Below are 19,475 nucleotides of genomic sequence, written 5' to 3'. Positions count from 1 at the left end.
AAAGAAAAGCCATTCATAGCGAATGGCTTTTACTTTTTATTGGTGGTGATAAATTGTCTATTTGATAGTCCAGGTTTCTTTGCCTGCCAGCAGTTTGTCCAGATCGCCGGGACCTTTCTGGGAGATAGCACCCTCTACCTGAGCGTTCAGCTGCTCTTCGTAAGTAGGGCGGAAGGCCTGATAGAATACGCCGAAAGGACGAGGCAGGTGACCTTCAATGCGAGGATCGTCGAACATACGGGTCAGCAGCTGTGCTTTATAGAAGTCTTTCTCGTCATGGATCCAGAGGTCATTAGCACTGTATTCTCCACCCAGTTCCACTACTACCGGCCTTAAGCCATCCAGGCGGATACCTTTATTCTTCTGAGCGCCGAATATCAATGGCTGACCTTGTTCCAGGAACAGGGTTTCTTCCATTTTGCTGCCCTTCTCGGTAAAGATCTCGAATGCACCATCGTTGAAGATGTTACAGTTCTGGTATATCTCCAGGAAGGAAGCGCCTTTATGTGCATGGCTGCGTTTCAGCAGTTCCTGCAGGTGTTTAGGATCGCGGTCCATACTGCGGGCAATGAAGGTAGCATCTGCTCCTAATGCCAGCGCCAGCGGATTAAAAGGATGGTCGATGCTGCCGAAAGGAGTGGACTTGGTCACTTTGTTCTCTTCTGAAGTAGGAGAGTACTGGCCTTTCGTCAAACCATAGATCTGGTTATTGAACAGCATGACGTTGATGTCGAAGTTACGGCGCAGCAGGTGGATGGTATGGTTACCACCAATGGAGAGACCGTCACCATCGCCCGTTACTACCCAAACGCTGAGTTCAGGACGTACGGCTTTTAAGCCGGAAGCGATAGCGGTAGCACGACCGTGGATCGAGTGCATACCGTATGTGTTCATATAGTAAGGAAAACGCGAAGAGCAGCCGATACCGGATACGATCACGATATTTTCCTTTGGAATGCCCAGTCCGGGCATGATAGTCTGTACCTGTTTTAAGATCGAATAATCTCCGCAACCCGGGCACCAGCGTACTTCCTGGTCCGTTGCAAAATCCTTCGCCGTTAACGCCTGCGGAGCTATAGTAGCTGTTGACATCTGAATGTTTTAAAGAAAAAGTGAAAAACGGTTGGCAAAGTTACGAATTGTTTGTCCTCTGCGGTTTACGCAATAAGGAATACTTTTAACTATTCCCTTTATGCCTGTTCCTGTTGTAATAAAGCCTCCCAGTATTCGGCTGCTCTCCTGGTATGCGGGATCACTATAGTACCACCAACAATGTTGGCTACAGCGAAGATCTCATACATTTCTTCCGTGGTGATGCCCTGTTCGTGGCATTTTCCCAGGTGATATTTGATACAGTCGTCGCAACGCAGTACCATGGACGAAACCAATCCCAGCATTTCCTTTACTTTGGTACTTAATGCGCCTTCAGCATAGGTGTTTGTATCCAGATTAAATAAACGGTTAATGACTTTATTCTGTTTACCCAGGATTACCTCGTTCATTTTGGCCCGGTAATCATTAAAAGCTTGTATCTCGTCTGCCATTTTATTGTTTGTTTACACACCTTAAAGCTATGAAACGATTCCCAAATATAAATCAATCTACTTGTTCGGTAGACTATGGCTCGGGGTATAGAAACTGTTAAATTGTATACTGATTGTATATTAATGAGTTATGTGGTCTGGAATAACCAAAGGTTATTGCTCATAACCAGAAGTGATAAGAATCGCGGGGCCGCATTGGTGCGTGGAGCCTGCCGGGTAAGTGGAATTGCAGACTCTCGCTTAACAATAAGATAATATTAAACCCTTTCCTTTGCGCTTTACTTGCTGATTATGTTGGTGATGCGTTCCCTTTTACTGCTGTTATTTAGTGGGCTGCTGTCTGGCGGTCTGTTCGCGCAAAACGACAAGCTCTCTAAGCTACAACTGCCTGATCAGGATGATTATAGACAGGTAAAGCCGGATTCTACTTTCCTGGAGTTGAAAGATGCCTACAACCGGGCTGTGGAGAAGAAAGAGCCACTGGCGGCTGCCAGCTGTCTTGCTCAGATGGGACAGATCTGTTTGCACCTGGGACATTTCCCCCAGGCCCTGGACTATCATCTCCAGGCCGGTGACATTTTCCGTAAAGAAGGCGCACAGCCGCAACTAGCCGCTAATTTGAATGACATCGGGATGTTATATTATTATAACAAACAGCCCGAACTATCCCGTCAACAATATGAAGAAGCGCTCGCCATCTTCCGGCAGCTGAGCGACAAGACGGGCATAGCACTGACGTATGGCAAGATCGGCCACCTCTATGAAAAACAACAGCGATACGATAGTGCCTTCGCTTACCAGCGCCGGGCATTGGCCGCTTATCTCTCTGCTGATGATAAACCGGGTATGTCTAAGATCTATGAGAACATTGGTAGCATTTATGAAGACCTCGCCCGGTACGATTCAGCATCTTATTATTTCAACCGGGCACTGGATCTGAGTATCCAGGGAGGAGAGAAGCTCAACCGGATTGAAATCCTGAACAACCTGGGCGATGTGTACCGTAAAACCGGTCAATACCCTGAAGCCTTATTTCAAACCCGTAGGGCCCTGCTACTGGCACTGGAGCTCCGTGAACAGCGGCAGCTAAGCGGCGCCTACCGTGATCTGGCCAAAGCCCATCACCTGGCCGGAAACAATGATAGCGCCTTCTATTACCTGGAGATGAGCCGGCAATACCTGTTGGGAACATATTCCGACGAGAATGCCAAACAAGTGGCCTTATTACAAACCGTCTACGATATTGAAAAGAAGAACAACGAGATAGAGCGGTTGCAGAATGCCCGTAGGACGAACCGGATCATTACTGCCGCTATCATTGTTGTCATTCTCTTATTGGTGGCCATGAGTGTCCTGATCATCAGTCGCCAGCGCCTGAAGCTGCGTAATGAGCAGATCCTCCGGCAGCAGCACCGCCAGATATTCGAGACGGAGAAAGAACTGATGGAGGCGGCCTTGCAGAATAAACACTTGCAGGAGGGAAAGCTAAAGGAGGAATTAGAGGTCCGTTCCCGCGAACTGACTACCCATACTCTCCACCTAATACAGAAAAACCAGCTATTGGAAGAACTGCGTCTCCGCCTGGATGAAATGGTAAAGGACGACAAACGTGACCAGAAGAAACAGCTGAAGCAGTTGCTGGGTCAGATCAATTATAGTTTCAACCATGACCAATACTGGGTCGACTTCCGGAATATCTTCGAACAGGTACACCAGACATTCTTCGACAACCTCAAAAAATACTGTGACACCCTTACCTCCAACGACCTCCGGGTGGTGGCCCTCCTGAAGATGAATATGGAATCGCAGGACATAGCCACCTTGCTGGGAATCTCCCAGGATAGTTTGCGGGTAGTGCGGTATCGGCTTCGGAAGAAACTCAATCTTCAACAGGGAGAAAGTCTGACTGCCTTCATTCAGAGCTTATAGCTAATCATTATTAGTGCTAGCTCTTGATATTCTGATAGATATATTATATAAAATGACTATGTCAACTATGAGCTTGACTAAGTCATGGATTAAAATATTGGGTTATAGAACGTTAGAATCACTTCAGTTTAATAAAAGGGGCAATAAAAATTGCCATAACAAAAGAAACCCTTGCCAATCATTGGGAGATCAGAACCGTAAGCGTTTCAGGAACACAAAAAAGGGCCTTAGCTGTTTGGCACACGCTTGATACCGCCCAATAATATTCCCCAAGCCGATACGCTTGACAAAGCTGATCAGCGGTTACCGCCAAACAGGTACAGCCCGCTTTGTGTTACCTGAAACGGCAAACGGTTCGGGCTTAACATTCCCTTAATGTTGCAGTAATATTTTCTTAACTGACATTCTGTTACGCTTATTGATATTGATAACCATTTAGTTGTGTGGTATTTGTTTCGCTTGTTGCCTTGTTGTTCACGCTCGCTGTAACGGTGTATCCTTTTTGTATACCCCCTCAATTTGGCTTCAGGAACTCCTCATTGCACCTTTGCTGAACAAATCAGATTAACGCTCAACCAATATGCGAACACTGTTATTCACTGTATTATTTTCCTGTCTAAGCATCCTGGGCTTCGGACAGGCCCCCGGACTGGTGACCGGCAACATTGTGGACAAGAATCAGCAATTATCTCTGCCTGGAGCAACGCTTAAATTAAAACCAGGTAATCACTACACTGTCTCCAACCAACAAGGTAAGTTTGAGTTCCTGAGTGTACCCGCTGGTACCTATACCCTGGAGGTAACTTATATCGGTTATCAGACCTTCAGCCAGGAGGTGACCGTTACGGCGGGTAAGGCAACTGACTTGAAACTGAAAATGGAAGCCGGCGGGGTAGCCGGAAAAGAAGTACTCGTAGTCGGAGACCGTCTCCGCGGACAGGCAAAAGCTCTGAACCAGCAGCGGAACAATCCTAATATTACCAATATCGTGTCGGCCGACCAGATTGGCCGTTTCCCGGATGCAAACGTGGGAGACGCGATCAAACGTATACCCGGTATCACCATGCAGAATGACCAGGGCGAAGCCCGTAATATCATTATCCGCGGTTTGGCTCCTGAACTGAACTCGGTAAGCCTGAACGGCGACCGTATTCCTTCCGCAGAAGGAGACAACCGTCGTGTACAGATGGACCTTATTCCTTCAGATATGGTACAGACCATCGAAGTGAATAAAACCCTGACACCCGATATGGACGCAGATGCTATCGGTGGATCGGTAAACCTGGTAACACGCGCCGCTCCTAATGGTCCGCGTGTTTCTGCTACCCTCTCCGGTGGTGTGAACCCTATCCGTAATAAGGCATTGTACACAGGTGGCCTGGTACTCGGCAACCGTTTCTTTAATAGCAAACTGGGGGCAGTACTGAGCGCTTCCTACAATAACAATGACTACGGTTCTGATGATATGGAGGCTACCTGGAGCAAAGATGACTTCGGAAATATCTTTGTTTCCGAGTCTGAAGTACGTAAATATAACGTACAGCGTATCCGCAGGAGTGCATCTGCTGCATTGGATTATAAGATCAACGCAAAAAACACGATCTACGCAAATGCTATGTACAACTGGCGTGATGATAGAGAGAACCGTTACCGCCTGCGTATTACTGACATAGAGCCTGAGTACGTCGACAATGATGTAATCAATGGTTATGTTGGCTCCGTACGCCGCGAAACCAAAGGTGGCATCGACAACAGCCGTAACAAGAACCGCAGACTGGAAGACCAGCGTGTACAGAACTACTCTCTGCGTGGTGAACACCTGCTGGGTAGTAAAGTAGACCTGGACTGGGCAGCGAGTTTTTCTACCGCCAGCGAAGACAGACCGCATGAGCGTTATATTGAATACAGGGCTGATGATGGTCCGGTAAGCCTGGATCTGTCAGATGCGCGCTTCCCGCTGGTGACAGCCAATTCTCTGACCGACCAGGATTTTAGTTTCAAATCACTGTCCGAGAATCACGACTACACCCGTGAGAACGAACTGGGCTTGAAACTGAACCTGCGTTTCCCTTTCAGCGTGGTTCCTGGTCAGAAAGGCCGTCTGCGTGTAGGTGGAAGACTGCGTTTGAAAGATAAGGAGAGAGTGAATAACTTCTTCGAATATGAACCTGTCAATGAATTCGGTAACCTTTCAGAGATTTCTAATATCAAGATCAGTGGGAAAGGTTATCAGCCAGGTGAGAAATATACGCCGGGTACTTTCGTGATCAATACTTTCCTGGGTGCACAGCAGCTGGATGATGCCAGCAAATTTGAGAAGAGCGACAATCCCGCTGAATATCTCGCTGTTAACTTTAATGCAAAGGAAAGGATCACTGCAGGTTATATCCGCTGGGACCAGGACCTGACAAAACAATTGTCAGTAATTGCCGGTGTGCGCATTGAGAACACACATATCGATTATGAGGGTAACATCGTAGCGGAAGAAGAAGAGCTGGAAGGAAAACGTAAAGTACAGAACAGTTACACCAATGTACTGCCAGGCATTACTTTCAAATACAACGTGAACAATGACCTGGTACTGCGTGCTGCAGTTACTACTTCTATTGCCCGTCCAAACTATTACGATATCGCTCCATATGTGAGCAGCATTGCTGATGATGCAGAACTGAGCGCCGGTAATCCGGATCTGAAAGCTGCACGTGCACTGAACTTCGACCTGATGGCAGAGCAGTATTTCAAATCAGTAGGTATACTGTCAGGCGGTGTTTTCTATAAGAGCATCAGCGACTTTATCTATACCTTCAGGGATAACGCTTATACCATGGAGAAATTTGCAGCAGATTATAAAGATGTTGCTACTAATCCTATCCCTGCAGGTGAAGAGTGGACTTACAAACAGGCGCGTAACGGTGATAATGTAAAAGTATACGGCTTTGAAGTAGCCCTGCAACGTCAGCTGGATTTCCTGCCTGGTGTACTGAAAGGTTTCGGCGTATACCTGAACTATACTTACACCAAATCCAAGGCAGATGGTATTTACAATGCTGATGGCGATAAACGTACTGACGTAACTTTACCGGGAACAGCACCGCATATGTTCAACGCATCTCTTTCTTATGAGAGCAATCGCTTCACTGCAAGACTGTCTGGTAACTATACCGCGTCTTACCTCGATGAACTGGGTGGTGATGATTTCGACGATCGTTTCTATGACAAACAATTTTTCCTGGATCTGAATGCATCTTTCAAACTCACAAAACAGTTAAGGGTATTCGGTGAAGCCAATAACCTGACTAATCAGCCGCTGCGTTATTATCAGGGTATTTCTTCAAGAACTATGCAGGCAGAATACTATCGTCCAAGATATAACTTCGGTCTGAAGTTCGATCTGTAATCGTCAGTGCTTTGTTGTTTAAAAAAGGATAAATACATGTTAAAAAATATATTGGCACCTTTAAGCGGTCTTGTGATATTCGGAGCCTGTCAGGTGAATTCAGCAAAGACCGTGGTAAGGCAGGATGGTTTGAAACCTGTGATCGTTACACAGGAAACAGGTCATGATACCGATGATCCTGCCATCTGGATCAATAAGGCAGATACCTTAAAAAGCCTGATCATCGGTACAGATAAGAATAGTGAAGGCGGATTGTATGCCTTTGACCTGGAAGGGAAGATCGTCAACAAAGTATTGGGTCTGAAACGCCCGAATAATGTGGACATCGCTTATGGATTTAAATTGAACGGCCAACCGGTGGATATTGCTGTGTTGACAGAACGTGAAACAAACAGCATCCGTGTGTTCCGCCTTCCTGATCTTACTCCGCTGGATAATGGTGGTATACCTGTCTTCCTGGGAGAAAAGGAAAGGGCGCCGATGGGCATTGCTTTATACACCCGTCGGGAAGATGCTGCTACTTTCGCAATAGTAGGTCGTAAGAATGGTCCTGCTGATGGTTACCTCTGGCAATACCGGTTAGTTGATGAGGGTGGTGTGGTGAAAGGACGCCTTGTCCGCAAGTTCGGCGCTTACAGTGGCAAGAAGGAAATAGAATCTATTGCTGTGGATAATCAGCTGGGGTATGTTTATTATTCTGATGAAACAGTAGGCGTGCGCAAGTATGTAGCGGATCCTTCAAAATGGGATAATAAAGAACTGGCGCTATTTGCGAAGGAAGGATTTGCGTCAGATCATGAAGGCATTTCTATTTATCCTTCTACTGATTCTACTGGTTATATACTTGTGTCCAATCAGCAGAATAATTCTTTCATGGTGTATAGGAGAGAGGGTGAGAACGATCATGCGAATGAACATGTTCTTATTGCTGAAGTGCCGGTGTCTACTCTCGAAAGTGATGGCTCGGATGTAACGGCGGTACCGCTGGGGAGTAAATTCTCAAAAGGATTGTTTGTTGCAATGAGTAATGGGAAAGTGTTTCATTATTATTCCTGGGAGGATATTGCCGGGAAGATGGAGAAGAAATAGACTGGGGGGAAATATAAAACGGAGAGCCGTCTCAAGTTGATTGAGGCGGCTCTTTTCTTATAGAATATACTAAGCGCCTGTAACATCAATTATACCCTCTTCAATTGCATGGTAAAAGGACGCGGATGTTTTTTTACGAAGAATACTAATAACACGTTTACACAGCTCTACGGAGTTGAGTAGCAGATCTCCGATATGACGACCGATTGCGCGTGCACTTATCAGTTTCAAATAGTCATTGTCATCGGTATTATAGAGGTCCATGATCTCCAATTGGTCAGTGTAGATTTTGTCAGCGTTAAGCTCAAAATAAACAGAGACAATATGTTCAATATCGGTGAGATCTTTTGTGCGCGAAGGATTATCATCATTGGCAATGATTTTAAGTAAAACGAGTGCTTCCAGTGAGCATACTTTTAATTTGATATTGTTTTCCAATTGGATTTCTTCAATATCTATATAAGCTTCCTGAAGTCCCGGTACATCCATTATAAACAGCCGGGGTTTATGTAGACGCGTTTCCCTTAACTCGTTCTCGATACCTCCAAAGGGTAAAAGATCTATTTCGATACTGTGTTTGTAAATAAGTTTTATTGTTTCGGTCTCATGAGCAGAAAAGTCACCACTATTTATCATAGCTTCTTTAACTGCATAGAAATGATTTTCATCTGCAATTAATATTGCAATATCTACATCCCTTGTTTTTCGTTGCGGTGTAAAGGCTGGATTCACCGATAAATGAAGATCCCTCGCCAAAGCTCCTACCAGATAAAAATCAATACCGAATTGTTTAAATATTTTCTCAGTACTAGCCAGTACTTCCAGTACTGCAGGGAGAATAACATCAGTTGCCATGCAGATATTTGTTTTTGATTTTTTCAGCTGCCTCCCATGTACGGCTATCTGTGCCTGCCATTAATTCTGCGTAGATAATTAGTGGAGGTGCAGCACCTTCGGGAAGATGTTGATCTTTTAGCAATGAGTCGTCCCAATACTGTTCAAGTACTTCTATGTTACCTTCGATATCCGGAATTAATTTTAGTTGCTTTATTAATTCATTAGTTATCTCGGATGAATATATAGTGAATGTTTCTGGTTCAAGGTAGTTTGTAAGCAGGTCTGCTCCTGTCTCCCCACTCCAGTAGAAACCTGTAGCCGGAATGCTTTTCCATTTATCTTGTTGTTGTTTGTCGAAGAAACGGAACGTACCTTTTATGAGTTTAGGCCTTAATGTTGCATGAAACAGTTCGGTCCAACGGCGGATTAGTTTTTCTTTATCAAGTAATCGTAGGGAGCCTTCTGTACTTTCCATGTAACCACCTTGTTTTAATTCTTCCAACAAGGGACCAATATTACCTAAAGCAATGCCCGCCACCTGCGCAATTTGTCTGTAAGGTGCCGCTATCAGCATATTTTTAGACAATATGGCAAACAGGAATTTTAATCCTGTAGCGCTCCATAATTTGCCACTATCTGTTTGTCTGCTTGGGGTAACTTCCTTATCGTTTATATAAATAAACATACCTGCTACATTGATGTAACAGTTACCCGCTGTTTCAAGATAGTTGATGGATGAAGCTTTCAGGCGTTCTTTCTGGGGGGCTGGAATATATCTCGCTACCAGCAACCACTTTTCTTTATCGCGGCCAAATTGCTGAATAATCGCAGGAAGGTGAGTCTGACGAATTTCGTTCTTAACCTCCACGAGGAAAACGCAGTCCTGATTACCAAGGGTAATTTGAACGTATGCATCTGCCAATGGATTGGGAGAAAGCTTTCGCTTTATCTTTCCTCCTGTCAGCTTGCTGAAATTGGAGATAGTATCTTTCAGTATGTCTGATTCCTGTGGTTTGTTCATATTTTGTTCTTGTTCATGATTCATGAACAATCAAATTTATTGAACAAAATGAGAATAGCCAAATTTTGATTTTGAGCTATATCGATTGATAATTAATGTGTTAGTTGACAAGCGGACTAATCTCTAGCATCTTGAGACAGCTCTTCCTGTTAACTAACATAGGTCGCAGCGTGAATATCCATATAAAACAAAACGCCGCCTCAAACATGCTGAGACGGCGTTTTCTTATATACCTAGTGAGGGTATTAGAACTTGAAAGCAATGCTTCCGGTAATGCTCCTCGTCTTCTGAGGATTCATAGTAGAATAACCGATCCAGTAATGCTTATCAGTCAGGTTATCTACTTTAGCGCCGATACGGAATTTGTTAGTATCATAAGAGATGCTTGCATTCAGCACGGTGTATTCAGGCAGTGTGAAAATACCGGTAGACACTGAATTCACTACTTTGGTTTCGCTGGCGTAGTTACCACCGAAGCCGAAGTTCAGACCACGGGTAGCGCTGATAGGCAGGTGATAGCTCAACCATAGATTTGCCAGAACCGGAGATCCTGCTGTAGTCGGACGACGGCCTTCCACATCGGAAGATGACTTTTCATATTTGGAATCATTGTAGGCAAAGCCGGCAATGATGTTCAGTCCCTGGATGGGGTTGGCAATGATCTGCGCTTCAAATCCTTTGCTGAGCTGTGTACCATCCTGGATACTGCGGAGAGGATGTTCAGGATCTGTACGTACGATATCTTTTACCTTGATGTCGTAATAGCTGAATGTACCTGTCAGTCTGCCATCGAAGAGGTCCATTTTTACACCACCTTCAATCTGGTTAGCTTGTTCAGGCGTAAATGCCTTGCCCTTGCTGGAATCGTATCCCGCTACGTTTTTGAAGCCGTTCTGATAGTTACCGAATACAGAGAATTTGTCTTTGATGATCTGGTAAACAACGCCAAATTTTGGAGATAAAGCCGTCTGTGTATAACCATCGTTTCCTGTTTTACCAGAAGCATTATCGTAAGTACCCTTACGATCGAAATGATCGATACGTAATGCAGCCTGTACAGCCAGTTTATCAGTGATGTTCAGTACATCAGATGCATAAGCACTGTAAGTATAAGCTTTGTAGATCACAGGATATGTAAAGGTGTAACCGCCATTCTGATAGATCCTGTCCATATTGGCGCGGTTGAAACCATTGTAGTCAGCAACAACGCCGTGAGTAGGAACGATATCATAAGTACCGCCGGAATAGTATTCATCTTCGTTCAGGAAGAAGAAGTCCAGACCACCTACAAAACGATTTCTCATTTTACCGAGTCTGAAGTCGCCGCTGAAGTTCTGCTGTATTTCGGTAACACCTACTTTACTGTTGTCGGTGAACTGGTCATTACGGGAAATAGAATCACCTGGCAGCAGGTAGAAGTAAGGACCTGCACCATCAGAGTAACTGTTGGTATTGGTAAAGATCGTCTGGGAGGCCCACTGATCGGAGATCTTATAGTTCATGGTAGCAAAAAAGTTCATGTTCCTTGATTGCTGTATAAGATCTTCATTGAAGAAAGAGCGTTTATAGTCGATGTTCAGCTTATCGGCGCGTTGTGCACTCAGCCTGGACATGTTCAGGCCCCAGGGGAAGAAGAAGATGGTATTACCGGTACCTTCTCCGCTATAGTATTCAGCATCGAACTGGAAGGAGAGTTTATCACTTACTTTATAGGAAACACTTGGTGCAAAAGCAATGGTCTTATTAAAACCATTGTCCTGCCAGCTGTTTTCATAAGTATAGGCAGTATTGAGACGTAAGGCTACTTTGCCGGTGGAATCGAGAGGTGTGTTGATATCTGCCTGTAGACGATTGTAGGAAAAGCTACCGCCGGCATAGGTGATCTCTCCACCGAAGTGATCATAAGGCTTTTTAGTTACACGGTTGATCAGACCACCATAAGAAGTGAGTGTGCTCCCGAAGAGTGTAGCAGAAGGGCCTTTGATCACCTCCAGGCGTTCCAGGTTGGCAGCATCGATCTTGGTAGCCACATTACCTGCTACACCATTGCGCAACTGGCTCTGTACAATGAAACCACGGGAGCTATAGTAAGAGCCACCATCACCGCTACGGCCGGTAGATTCCCACAGTCTGGCAATACCGGGCGCATTCCTCATCGCATCATCGACAGAATACACGAGCTGATTCGCCATCAGGTCTTTTGTAATGGTAGTATATATCTGCGGGTTTTCGATGTTGGCCAGTGGCAGTTTGGATACATACTCACTGCTGCGTTTCACCAGTTTATTCTGTGTACCGGTGATCACTACCTCGTTCAGTTCCTTCCGGGAGATGTCCAGCTGGAAATCCAGGGTAACGGTTTGTCCGGAAGTTACAGTAACGTCTTTTATGATATTGGCGAAGCCGGGTTGTGAAATGATGATCTGGTAATTACCTGCCGGAACACCACGAAAAGCGAAGCTACCTGCCCCGTCTGTAGTAGTGGCATGGGTAGTTCCCTGAAGGATCACTGGTACGTCTGCAGCCGGTTTCCCGTCTGAAGTCATTACCTTCCCCTTTATAATACCGTTGTTGTCTTCATTAAAAGAAGCCGCATGGGCTGCGGTGAAACAAGAAAGCAGAACGACAAAAAATAGTAAGGCTGTTCTCAAATATTTGCCCGTAAACTTCATCATATGTTGTGTAGTTAAAATCAGGCGCAAAATTGACGTAGTCAACGGTACTTGTAATGTCGCATCCGGAAAAGTTTTTACTCAAAAGGGAAAAATTGCCTTCCTTATTTTCCCGCTTCCTGCAGGAAGTCTTTGATACCCTGCACGATCTTGTCTGCCAGCACCAACCGGAAGTCTTCGTCCAGTATCCGGATCTCATCTTCCGGGTAACTGAGAAAAAGCGTTTCTATGAGGGCGGTAGGCATCTCTGTAGGCATGTTCAGGATGAAGTTAAAGTTGGGATTATTCTTAAAGTCTGCCAGCCCCGTTTCCAGGAGCCGGTTGTGGATATGCCGGTTCAGTGGTTCACAGAAGGGGTATTTGTAGTAGTTGGCGGTGCCTTTCACATCCACCGGATTTATGGAAGAGTTCATGTGAATGCTCAGCAGTAAGTCAGGCGCCAGCTGGCGGTAATTGTACAAACGTGCCTGGTTGTCCACAAATACATCGCTTACCCTTGTGGTGATGACATGGGCGCCCTCTTTCTCCAGGGCTACCTTTACCAGCATGGCCATAATCAGGGTCAGCTGTTTTTCAGCTACACCCATAGCGCCGGCAGTGCCGATATTGCCTCCCCCATGACCGGCATCGACTGCAATAGTCAGGTCTTTCAGCTGCAAACTGGGCGGCTGGTGTTTGATCCGGATGGTCAGCCGGTTGCTGTCTGTATAAAATAACTTGTAGCCCCAGGGCTGGTTATGCGCTAGTGAAACTGCTATACGGAATACGTCGGGGCTTACCTGTTGCCAGTCTATCCGGCTGATCTCTCCCGTACTCTGTGTTTCCGGCAGAAAGCCAGGTTCTGACATAGCACCATGGATGTCGACGATGAGCTTACCTGGATTGACTTCCTGGGTGGAGAGATAAGGCAGTTTGTCGGCCAGGCCAATGGAGATATAGTCGAATTGTTTATCACTCCATACCCGTGCCTCGTTTACGATACTCTGAGGCGCCGGTTCTGTTACGGTCATTGTATCCACCAGGCTTTCAGGAATATAGGCAAACTGGTTGGCGCTGAGCTTTACCCGGTAGTGACTACCTTCCCTGCCGCTTACATGCAGTAGCACGTCTCCATCCAGGTAGCCCATTTTTTCAGGTCCTAACCTGTCCCCGTCGGGAGAGATAGTCAGGTAGGTCTGATCATCTATGGTGCGGGCTGTCAGCTGTGAGTTGCGCTGAAAGGTATAGCGGAATGTGCCGGGCAGTACTGCTGACTGTCCTTTATACTTTAGGAACACATTGATCTTGCCATCCAGCAGGGAGTCTGCCTCTGTCAGCACATAATAACCGCTGTAAAAGCCGGCAATCCCGCTTGTCTGTGCAGCAGGCAATTCCGGAATAGGCGTGCCGTTAAACCAGCTGGCCTGTCCGCCGGGATAACCCTTCATACGTACCCGTAAGGTATCGCCTGCCGAAAGGGTAGCGTTTGATTTAGGCGATATTGTTACATAGTCGATACGGAAAGAAGGCGTCACCCGCAATGGAGGTGGCGGATTATAGTAGAAATGATAAGTGCGTGATACGAATTTCCCTGTGCTGTCAGTAGAAGAAAGTACCATGGTCGTTTTCCCTGGTTTCAGGTCACGCTTCAGCGCAAATACACCGTTGGGGTATACGTAAATGCTGTCATTGTTCAGCAATACCTTACAGCCCTCGCATGTGCGGCCGGAAAAGTATTGTCTGGCGCTGCTGGTATTGATCTCTGTCCTGAGAGGTTGTACCATCTTCAGGAAAGCCTGTGCATGCAGTTGTAGACCTGTATACGCTGTTTGTATCAGTATTAATAGTGCGAATCTCCTCATAGTCCCACGACAAAGTAAACAAAAAAAATGCCACCCGCTCTTACGGATGGCACTCGAAAATATTGAAAAATTGCGATGGTGAAGCTTACCAGGCGTATTTATTTTCTGCGATCAGTTTATCAGCGATGCGTCTGCGTGCATCCCTGGTGTTAAAAGGTACGGTTTTCGTGAAGCGTTTGATACCGAGTAGCATCATACGTTGTTCATCACCGCTGGCGAATGAATTGATGGCATCTTTCGCGTACTTGTTGATACGGTCAGCCGTATCGTTGATATAAGTACGGACGATATCTGCCTGTATAGCATTGGCGCTTTCGCCTTCCAGTTCTACTCTTTTCAACAGACGCAGGAGCGCACTTTCTGCGGTGAATGTCTCGATGGCCATATCAGCGATGTTCATCAGGATTTCCTGCTCATTCTGCAGGTCCTGCATCAGTTTCTGCACAGCACCTCCTGCTACCAGCAGAATGGCTTTCTTGAAGTTAGCGATCGCTTTTTTCTCCGTGCCGAAAGGTGTTTCATCGTCATTGCCGAATTCAGGAATGCTCATCAGCTCTTTCATTACATTCATGGCAGGCGTCATGAGGTCCAGGCGGCCTTTCAGTGCACGTTTCAGTGTCATATCGAGGGCCAGCAGACGGTTAATCTCATTGGTGCCTTCGAATATGCGGTTGATACGGCTGTCGCGGTAGGATTTGGAGATGACATATTCATCACTGAAACCGTTACCTCCATGTATCTGTACGCCTTCATCCACAGAAAAGTCCAGCGCTTCGGAACCGTTCACTTTCAGGATAGCGCATTCCACGGCATATTCCTCTGCAGCGCCCAGTAAGGCTTCTGCAAATGGCTTACCTGCTGCTACGAGTTCTTTTTCTTTCTCGTCAATGAGTTGGGCGGTGCGGTACAGGGCTGATTCACATACCCAGTTCCGGATCACCATTTCACCCAGTTTATGTTTGATAGCGCCGAAATTGGCGATAGGCTGTTTAAATTGTTCGCGGGTATTGGCGTACTGCACCGTGATGGTAGTAACGGCTTTGGCGGCGCCAATAGCGGCCGCACACAGTTTCAGACGACCAATGTTGAGGATGTTGAAGGCGATAAGATGGCCTTTACCGATCTCTCCCAGTACGTTTTCTACAGGCACTTTGGCATCCTGAAAATAGATCTGCCTGGTGGAAGATCCTTTGATACCCATTTTATGTTCTTCGGCACCTAGTGTGAATCCCGGAGTATCTTTATCTACGATGAATGCTGTGAAATGTTCGCCGTCAATTTTAGCGAATACAGTAAATACATCCGCAAAACCGGAATTGGTGATCCAGCATTTCTGGCCGTTCAGGAGGTAGAATTTACCATCGTTCGACAGCTTCGCTGTGGTCTTGGCGCTCAGTGCATCTGATCCGGAGTTGGGTTCTGTGAGGGCATATGCACCTTTCATCACTCCGCTGGCGAGAGAGGGGATATATTTCTGTTTCTGCGCTTCTGTACCGAAGTACAGGATAGGTAAGGAACCGATACCGGTATGCGCGGCCATGGCAACAGAGAAAGAGTGGCCGGCGCCGAGTGCTTCATTGATCAGGGTAGCCGTAACGAAATCTTTCCCCAGTCCGCCGTATTCTTCCGGAAAAGCAGCGCCCAACAATCCCAGTTCACCTGCTTTGTCCAGCAGGGAGGGCATCAGGCCTTCTTCCAGTTTGTCAATACGGTCTAATACCGGAGTAACTTCTTTGGCTACAAACTGTTCCGCCATTTCTCTGATCATACGTTGCTCTTCGTTGAAATCTTCGGGTGTAAAGACTTCGTTGGCAGGGGTTTCTTTGACGAGGAATTCCACGCCTTTCAAGGCGTGTTTGTTATCAACTGTGGCATCCATCCTGAATTTTTTTTGGTCCTATTGTAATTTACTTAGTTTAGGCCAAACGGCAAAAGTTGATACATTTGTGTCATGTCCTCCTCTTTTTTCCCATATCGGAAAAGCCTTTTCCATGCTGTCAGCGATGGAACAGGAGAGGAATTGCTCATCTGCCTGCACGGTTTTGGTGAAAATGCCAATACCTTTAGCCGGCTGCATTACACACTGGGACAACATTTTACAATTGTAGCGCTGGATATGCCCCTGCACGGACTGACAGAGTGGAACGAAGAGCGGGCATTTGAGATGGATGATCTGAAAGCAGTAATATTACTCATTCTGGAACAGTATGGCTTTTCTACTTTTTCCCTGATGGGGTATAGTATGGGAGGGAGGGTAGCTTTATGCGCTGTGCAACTGCTGGCAGAAAAGATAGACCGCCTGTACCTGCTGGCAGCGGATGGGTTAAAAGATAATTCCTGGCACCTATTTGCCACACAGACACGTACCGGCAATAAACTGTTTAAATACTGCACTTACCATCCGCAGTTGTTCTTCGGATTGCTGCATACCTGGCGCGGAATGCGTTTTATCAGTAAAGGACTGCACAAGTTCACTTTCAACAGTATGAACACTTTGGAAAAGCGGGAACGGGTGTATTTTGTGTGGACCTGTATGGGTAAGATGATGCCGGACAGAAAACTGTGTAAACAGCTGCTGAAAAAGTATAAGATACAGACACTACTGCTGTTCGGAAAATATGACCGCGTAATACCGCCCGTGTTGGGCGTACGCTTTATGGATGGTACCTTCCCATGCGAAATGGTGGTAATGGAAAAGGGACATCAGCTCATTGGTGAAGATGCGGCAGAAGTGATTAAAAACCATAGTTTTTAAAATAGTAACAACAACATACAATCATCTGCAGATAATGCTCTGCAGACTATCGTCTCGGCTATGTATATTATTCTATCGATCCTGTTCGGCTTAGGTCTTGTTTACGGTTATTTAATGTTACGTTATGGACAGGGTTGGAAAAGTTTGCCCGCTTTCAAACCTGCGAAACCTGTAAGCGGTCATACAAAGGTAACAGTGATCATTCCCGCGAGGGATGAGGAAGCGAATCTGCCTCCTCTTTTACAGGCATTAAAGGCACAGACCTATCCCGCTCATTTATTCGAAGTAATTGTGATCGATGATTTTTCTACGGATGCTACGGCTGATGTAGTAAGACATTTTCCTGCATCCAATGTGCAGCTGTTACAGTTGAGTCAACATCTGAGCGCAGAACAGCGACTGAATTCCTATAAAAAGAAGGCGATAGAAATGGCGGTGGAACGCGCTACCGGCGATATCATCATGACCACTGATGCTGATTGTGTGATGGGACCTGAATGGATCACACGGATGGTACAGTTTTATGAAACCTATCAGCCTAAATTCATTGCCGCGCCGGTTAGTTTTTACCAGGAGCATAACTTCTTCAAAGTTTTGCAGTCGCTGGACTTCATGACGATGCAGGGTATTACAGGTGCATTGGCCGCATTGAAGTCAGGTACGATGTGTAATGGTGCTAACCTGGCGTATGAACGTAAGGTGTTTTACGAAGTAGGAGGTTTCAAAGGAATAGATAATATTGCCTCCGGCGATGATATGCTGCTGATGTTCAAGATCTATCGTGCATATCCGGCCGGTGTATTATACATGAAGAGTGAGGAGACGATTGTACGTACCTTGCCGGTAGATACATTTAAGGCATTCATGCACCAGCGGATACGCTGGTCTTCCAAAGCAGATAAATACGATGATAAACGACTGACCTGGGTACTGGCGCTGGTATATTTCTGGAACGCGGGTATGTTGCTGGCAGGTATTGCAGCGCTGTTCCTGCCGGCATGGCGCATGTGGTTCGTTGGGTTGCTGATCTATAAGATCCTGGTTGAGTTTTATTTTATGGTACCTGTCGCGCGTTTCTTTGATAAAACTGCTTTATTATCAAGGTTTATTCCCGGACAGTTCTTCCATATTCCTTACATTGTAGTAGCAGGTTGGCTGGGTAAGTTTGGTTCTTACCAGTGGAAGGGACGAAAAGTCAAATAAGCAATATGTCTGACAGCAACAGCAGGTCATCATTTGGCAGTAATGCCTGGAAAAGATTGCGGCGCAATACAGGTGCCGTAGCAGGCATGCTGTTGATTGTGATAGCGGTGATAGTTAGTGTATTGGCCTACCAGCTGGCACCAGACGGTACGCCGTATGCCAACAGGATGATGCTGGAGACCAGCGGCCAAAAACCAGGCTTCCGTATTCATGTACTGGCCATGCAGGCGGAACGACAGGTAAGTCGAACGGGCTTTTTCTCCAGGCTGATAAACGGACAGCCTGATACGGTTACCTATATCCCTGTCCGTAGCTGGCGTTTTGCCGGCAACGACATCGTTGTAGCGAAATACATGGATGAGGAGGAAACAGTGACAGAGCGGTATAACCTGGGGAAGGTATTATTTGCAAAGGATATGGTGCCTGGTAACAGGTTAAAGCAATGGCAGCAGGAGATTGTCAGTAACAGGATTAAAGAACGCACCTATTGGTTGGGAACGGATAAATTCGGAAGGGACATTCTGAGCCGCCTGCTGGTGGGAACAAGGGTAAGTCTGAGTGTGGGTTGTATTGCTGTGATCATTTCCCTGACCATTGGTATTGTATTGGGGGCAGTGGCTGGTTATTTCCGGGGAGTGACCGATGAAGTGATCATGTGGCTGGTGAATGTGATCTGGGCGGTGCCTACCTTACTGCTGGTATTTGCTATTACGCTGGCACTGGGTAAGGGTTTCTGGCAGGTATTCATTGCCGTAGGACTGACCATGTGGGTAAATGTAGCCAGGATTATCCGCGGGCAGGTAATGGCATTGCGGGAACTGCCTTTTATAGAAGCTACCAGGGCCCTGGGCTTTGGTCATGCACGGACGATAGGCCGGCATATACTGCCCAATATTCTGGGTCCGGTGATGGTGGTAGCAGCAGGCAATTTTGCCACCGCTATTGTGGTCGAAGCGGGTCTTAGCTTCCTGGGAGTAGGTGTACAGCCGCCGCAGCCTTCCTGGGGCCTGATGATCAAGGAGAACTATAACTTCATCATCACCCACAACCCGATGTTGGCGTTAATTCCCGGATTGGCTATTATGGTGATGGTATTGGCCTTTAATCTGTTAGGGAACGGGCTACGGGACGCCATGGATGTGCGGCAGTAAACACTTGGATCGCATTAAAAAAACGACTAATTTTAC

Annotated in this window: 13 protein-coding genes; 6 read left to right on the top strand and 7 right to left on the bottom strand. The window is 46.3% G+C overall.

The features are described 5' to 3' along the window. Positions 1-57: 57 nt before the first annotated feature. On the bottom strand, positions 58-1,092 hold the full coding sequence (locus BLR32_RS19690) for a 2-oxoacid:ferredoxin oxidoreductase subunit beta (RefSeq protein WP_089834552.1): 1,035 nt from the start codon (positions 1,090-1,092) through the stop codon (positions 58-60). 98 nt (positions 1,093-1,190) lie between these two features. Continuing rightward, entirely contained in the window at positions 1,191-1,544 is a 354-nt protein-coding gene (locus BLR32_RS19685; RefSeq protein ID WP_089834551.1) for a carboxymuconolactone decarboxylase family protein, read from the bottom strand. Between the two features lie 291 nt (positions 1,545-1,835). Here BLR32_RS19685 and BLR32_RS19680 point away from each other — a divergent pair, with 291 nt between their 5' ends. From BLR32_RS19680 to BLR32_RS19670, 3 genes are all read left to right on the top strand, one after another. After that, the gene (locus BLR32_RS19680; protein ID WP_089834550.1) at positions 1,836-3,473 is read left to right on the top strand and encodes a tetratricopeptide repeat protein; all 1,638 of its coding nucleotides are present in this window, start codon (positions 1,836-1,838) and stop codon (positions 3,471-3,473) included. A gap of 580 nt (positions 3,474-4,053) precedes the next feature. After that, a complete protein-coding gene (locus tag BLR32_RS19675; RefSeq protein ID WP_089834549.1) occupies positions 4,054-6,870 on the top strand; it encodes a TonB-dependent receptor in 2,817 nt (938 codons plus the stop codon). Between the two features lie 36 nt (positions 6,871-6,906). Beyond that, positions 6,907-7,959: a phytase gene (locus BLR32_RS19670; RefSeq protein ID WP_089834548.1), complete on the top strand. Its 1,053-nt coding sequence runs from the start codon at positions 6,907-6,909 to the stop codon at positions 7,957-7,959. A gap of 69 nt (positions 7,960-8,028) precedes the next feature. Here BLR32_RS19670 and BLR32_RS19665 read toward each other — a convergent pair whose 3' ends face one another. The 5 genes from BLR32_RS19665 to BLR32_RS19645 all read right to left on the bottom strand — a co-directional run bounded on the left by BLR32_RS19665 (position 8,029) and on the right by BLR32_RS19645 (position 16,209). Further along, positions 8,029-8,814 carry a nucleotidyl transferase AbiEii/AbiGii toxin family protein gene (locus tag BLR32_RS19665; protein ID WP_089834547.1) on the bottom strand — a complete coding sequence of 262 codons (786 nt, stop codon included), beginning with the start codon at positions 8,812-8,814 and terminating at the stop codon, positions 8,029-8,031. Further along, on the bottom strand, positions 8,804-9,841 hold the full coding sequence (locus BLR32_RS19660; protein ID WP_089834546.1) for a type IV toxin-antitoxin system AbiEi family antitoxin: 1,038 nt from the start codon (positions 9,839-9,841) through the stop codon (positions 8,804-8,806). The genes BLR32_RS19665 and BLR32_RS19660 overlap by 11 nt, the downstream gene beginning before the upstream one ends. Positions 9,842-10,062: 221 nt before the next feature. Next, positions 10,063-12,492 carry a TonB-dependent receptor gene (locus BLR32_RS19655; protein WP_218124223.1) on the bottom strand — a complete coding sequence of 810 codons (2,430 nt, stop codon included), beginning with the start codon at positions 12,490-12,492 and terminating at the stop codon, positions 10,063-10,065. Positions 12,493-12,593: 101 nt separating this feature from the next. Next, on the bottom strand, positions 12,594-14,330 hold the full coding sequence (locus BLR32_RS19650; protein ID WP_089834545.1) for an N-acetylmuramoyl-L-alanine amidase: 1,737 nt from the start codon (positions 14,328-14,330) through the stop codon (positions 12,594-12,596). Positions 14,331-14,415: 85 nt separating this feature from the next. Next, on the bottom strand, positions 14,416-16,209 hold the full coding sequence (locus BLR32_RS19645; protein WP_089834544.1) for an acyl-CoA dehydrogenase family protein: 1,794 nt from the start codon (positions 16,207-16,209) through the stop codon (positions 14,416-14,418). 72 nt (positions 16,210-16,281) lie between these two features. Here BLR32_RS19645 and BLR32_RS19640 point away from each other — a divergent pair, with 72 nt between their 5' ends. The 3 genes from BLR32_RS19640 to BLR32_RS19630 are packed head-to-tail and all read left to right on the top strand — an operon-like array spanning position 16,282 to position 19,439. Continuing rightward, positions 16,282-17,085: an alpha/beta fold hydrolase gene (locus BLR32_RS19640; RefSeq protein WP_089834543.1), complete on the top strand. Its 804-nt coding sequence runs from the start codon at positions 16,282-16,284 to the stop codon at positions 17,083-17,085. A 60-nt stretch (positions 17,086-17,145) separates the two neighbouring features. Beyond that, complete coding sequence (locus BLR32_RS19635) at positions 17,146-18,288, top strand: glycosyltransferase (RefSeq protein ID WP_089834542.1); 1,143 nt, start codon at positions 17,146-17,148, stop codon at positions 18,286-18,288. 5 nt (positions 18,289-18,293) lie between these two features. Continuing rightward, positions 18,294-19,439: an ABC transporter permease gene (locus BLR32_RS19630; RefSeq protein WP_089834541.1), complete on the top strand. Its 1,146-nt coding sequence runs from the start codon at positions 18,294-18,296 to the stop codon at positions 19,437-19,439. The last annotated feature ends 36 nt before the right edge of the window (positions 19,440-19,475 follow it).

It is taken from the genome of Chitinophaga filiformis (genome assembly GCF_900102545.1).
Classification (GTDB): Bacteria; Bacteroidota; Bacteroidia; order Chitinophagales; family Chitinophagaceae; genus Chitinophaga; species Chitinophaga filiformis.
This window is presented reverse-complemented; position numbering and strand designations above follow the sequence as displayed.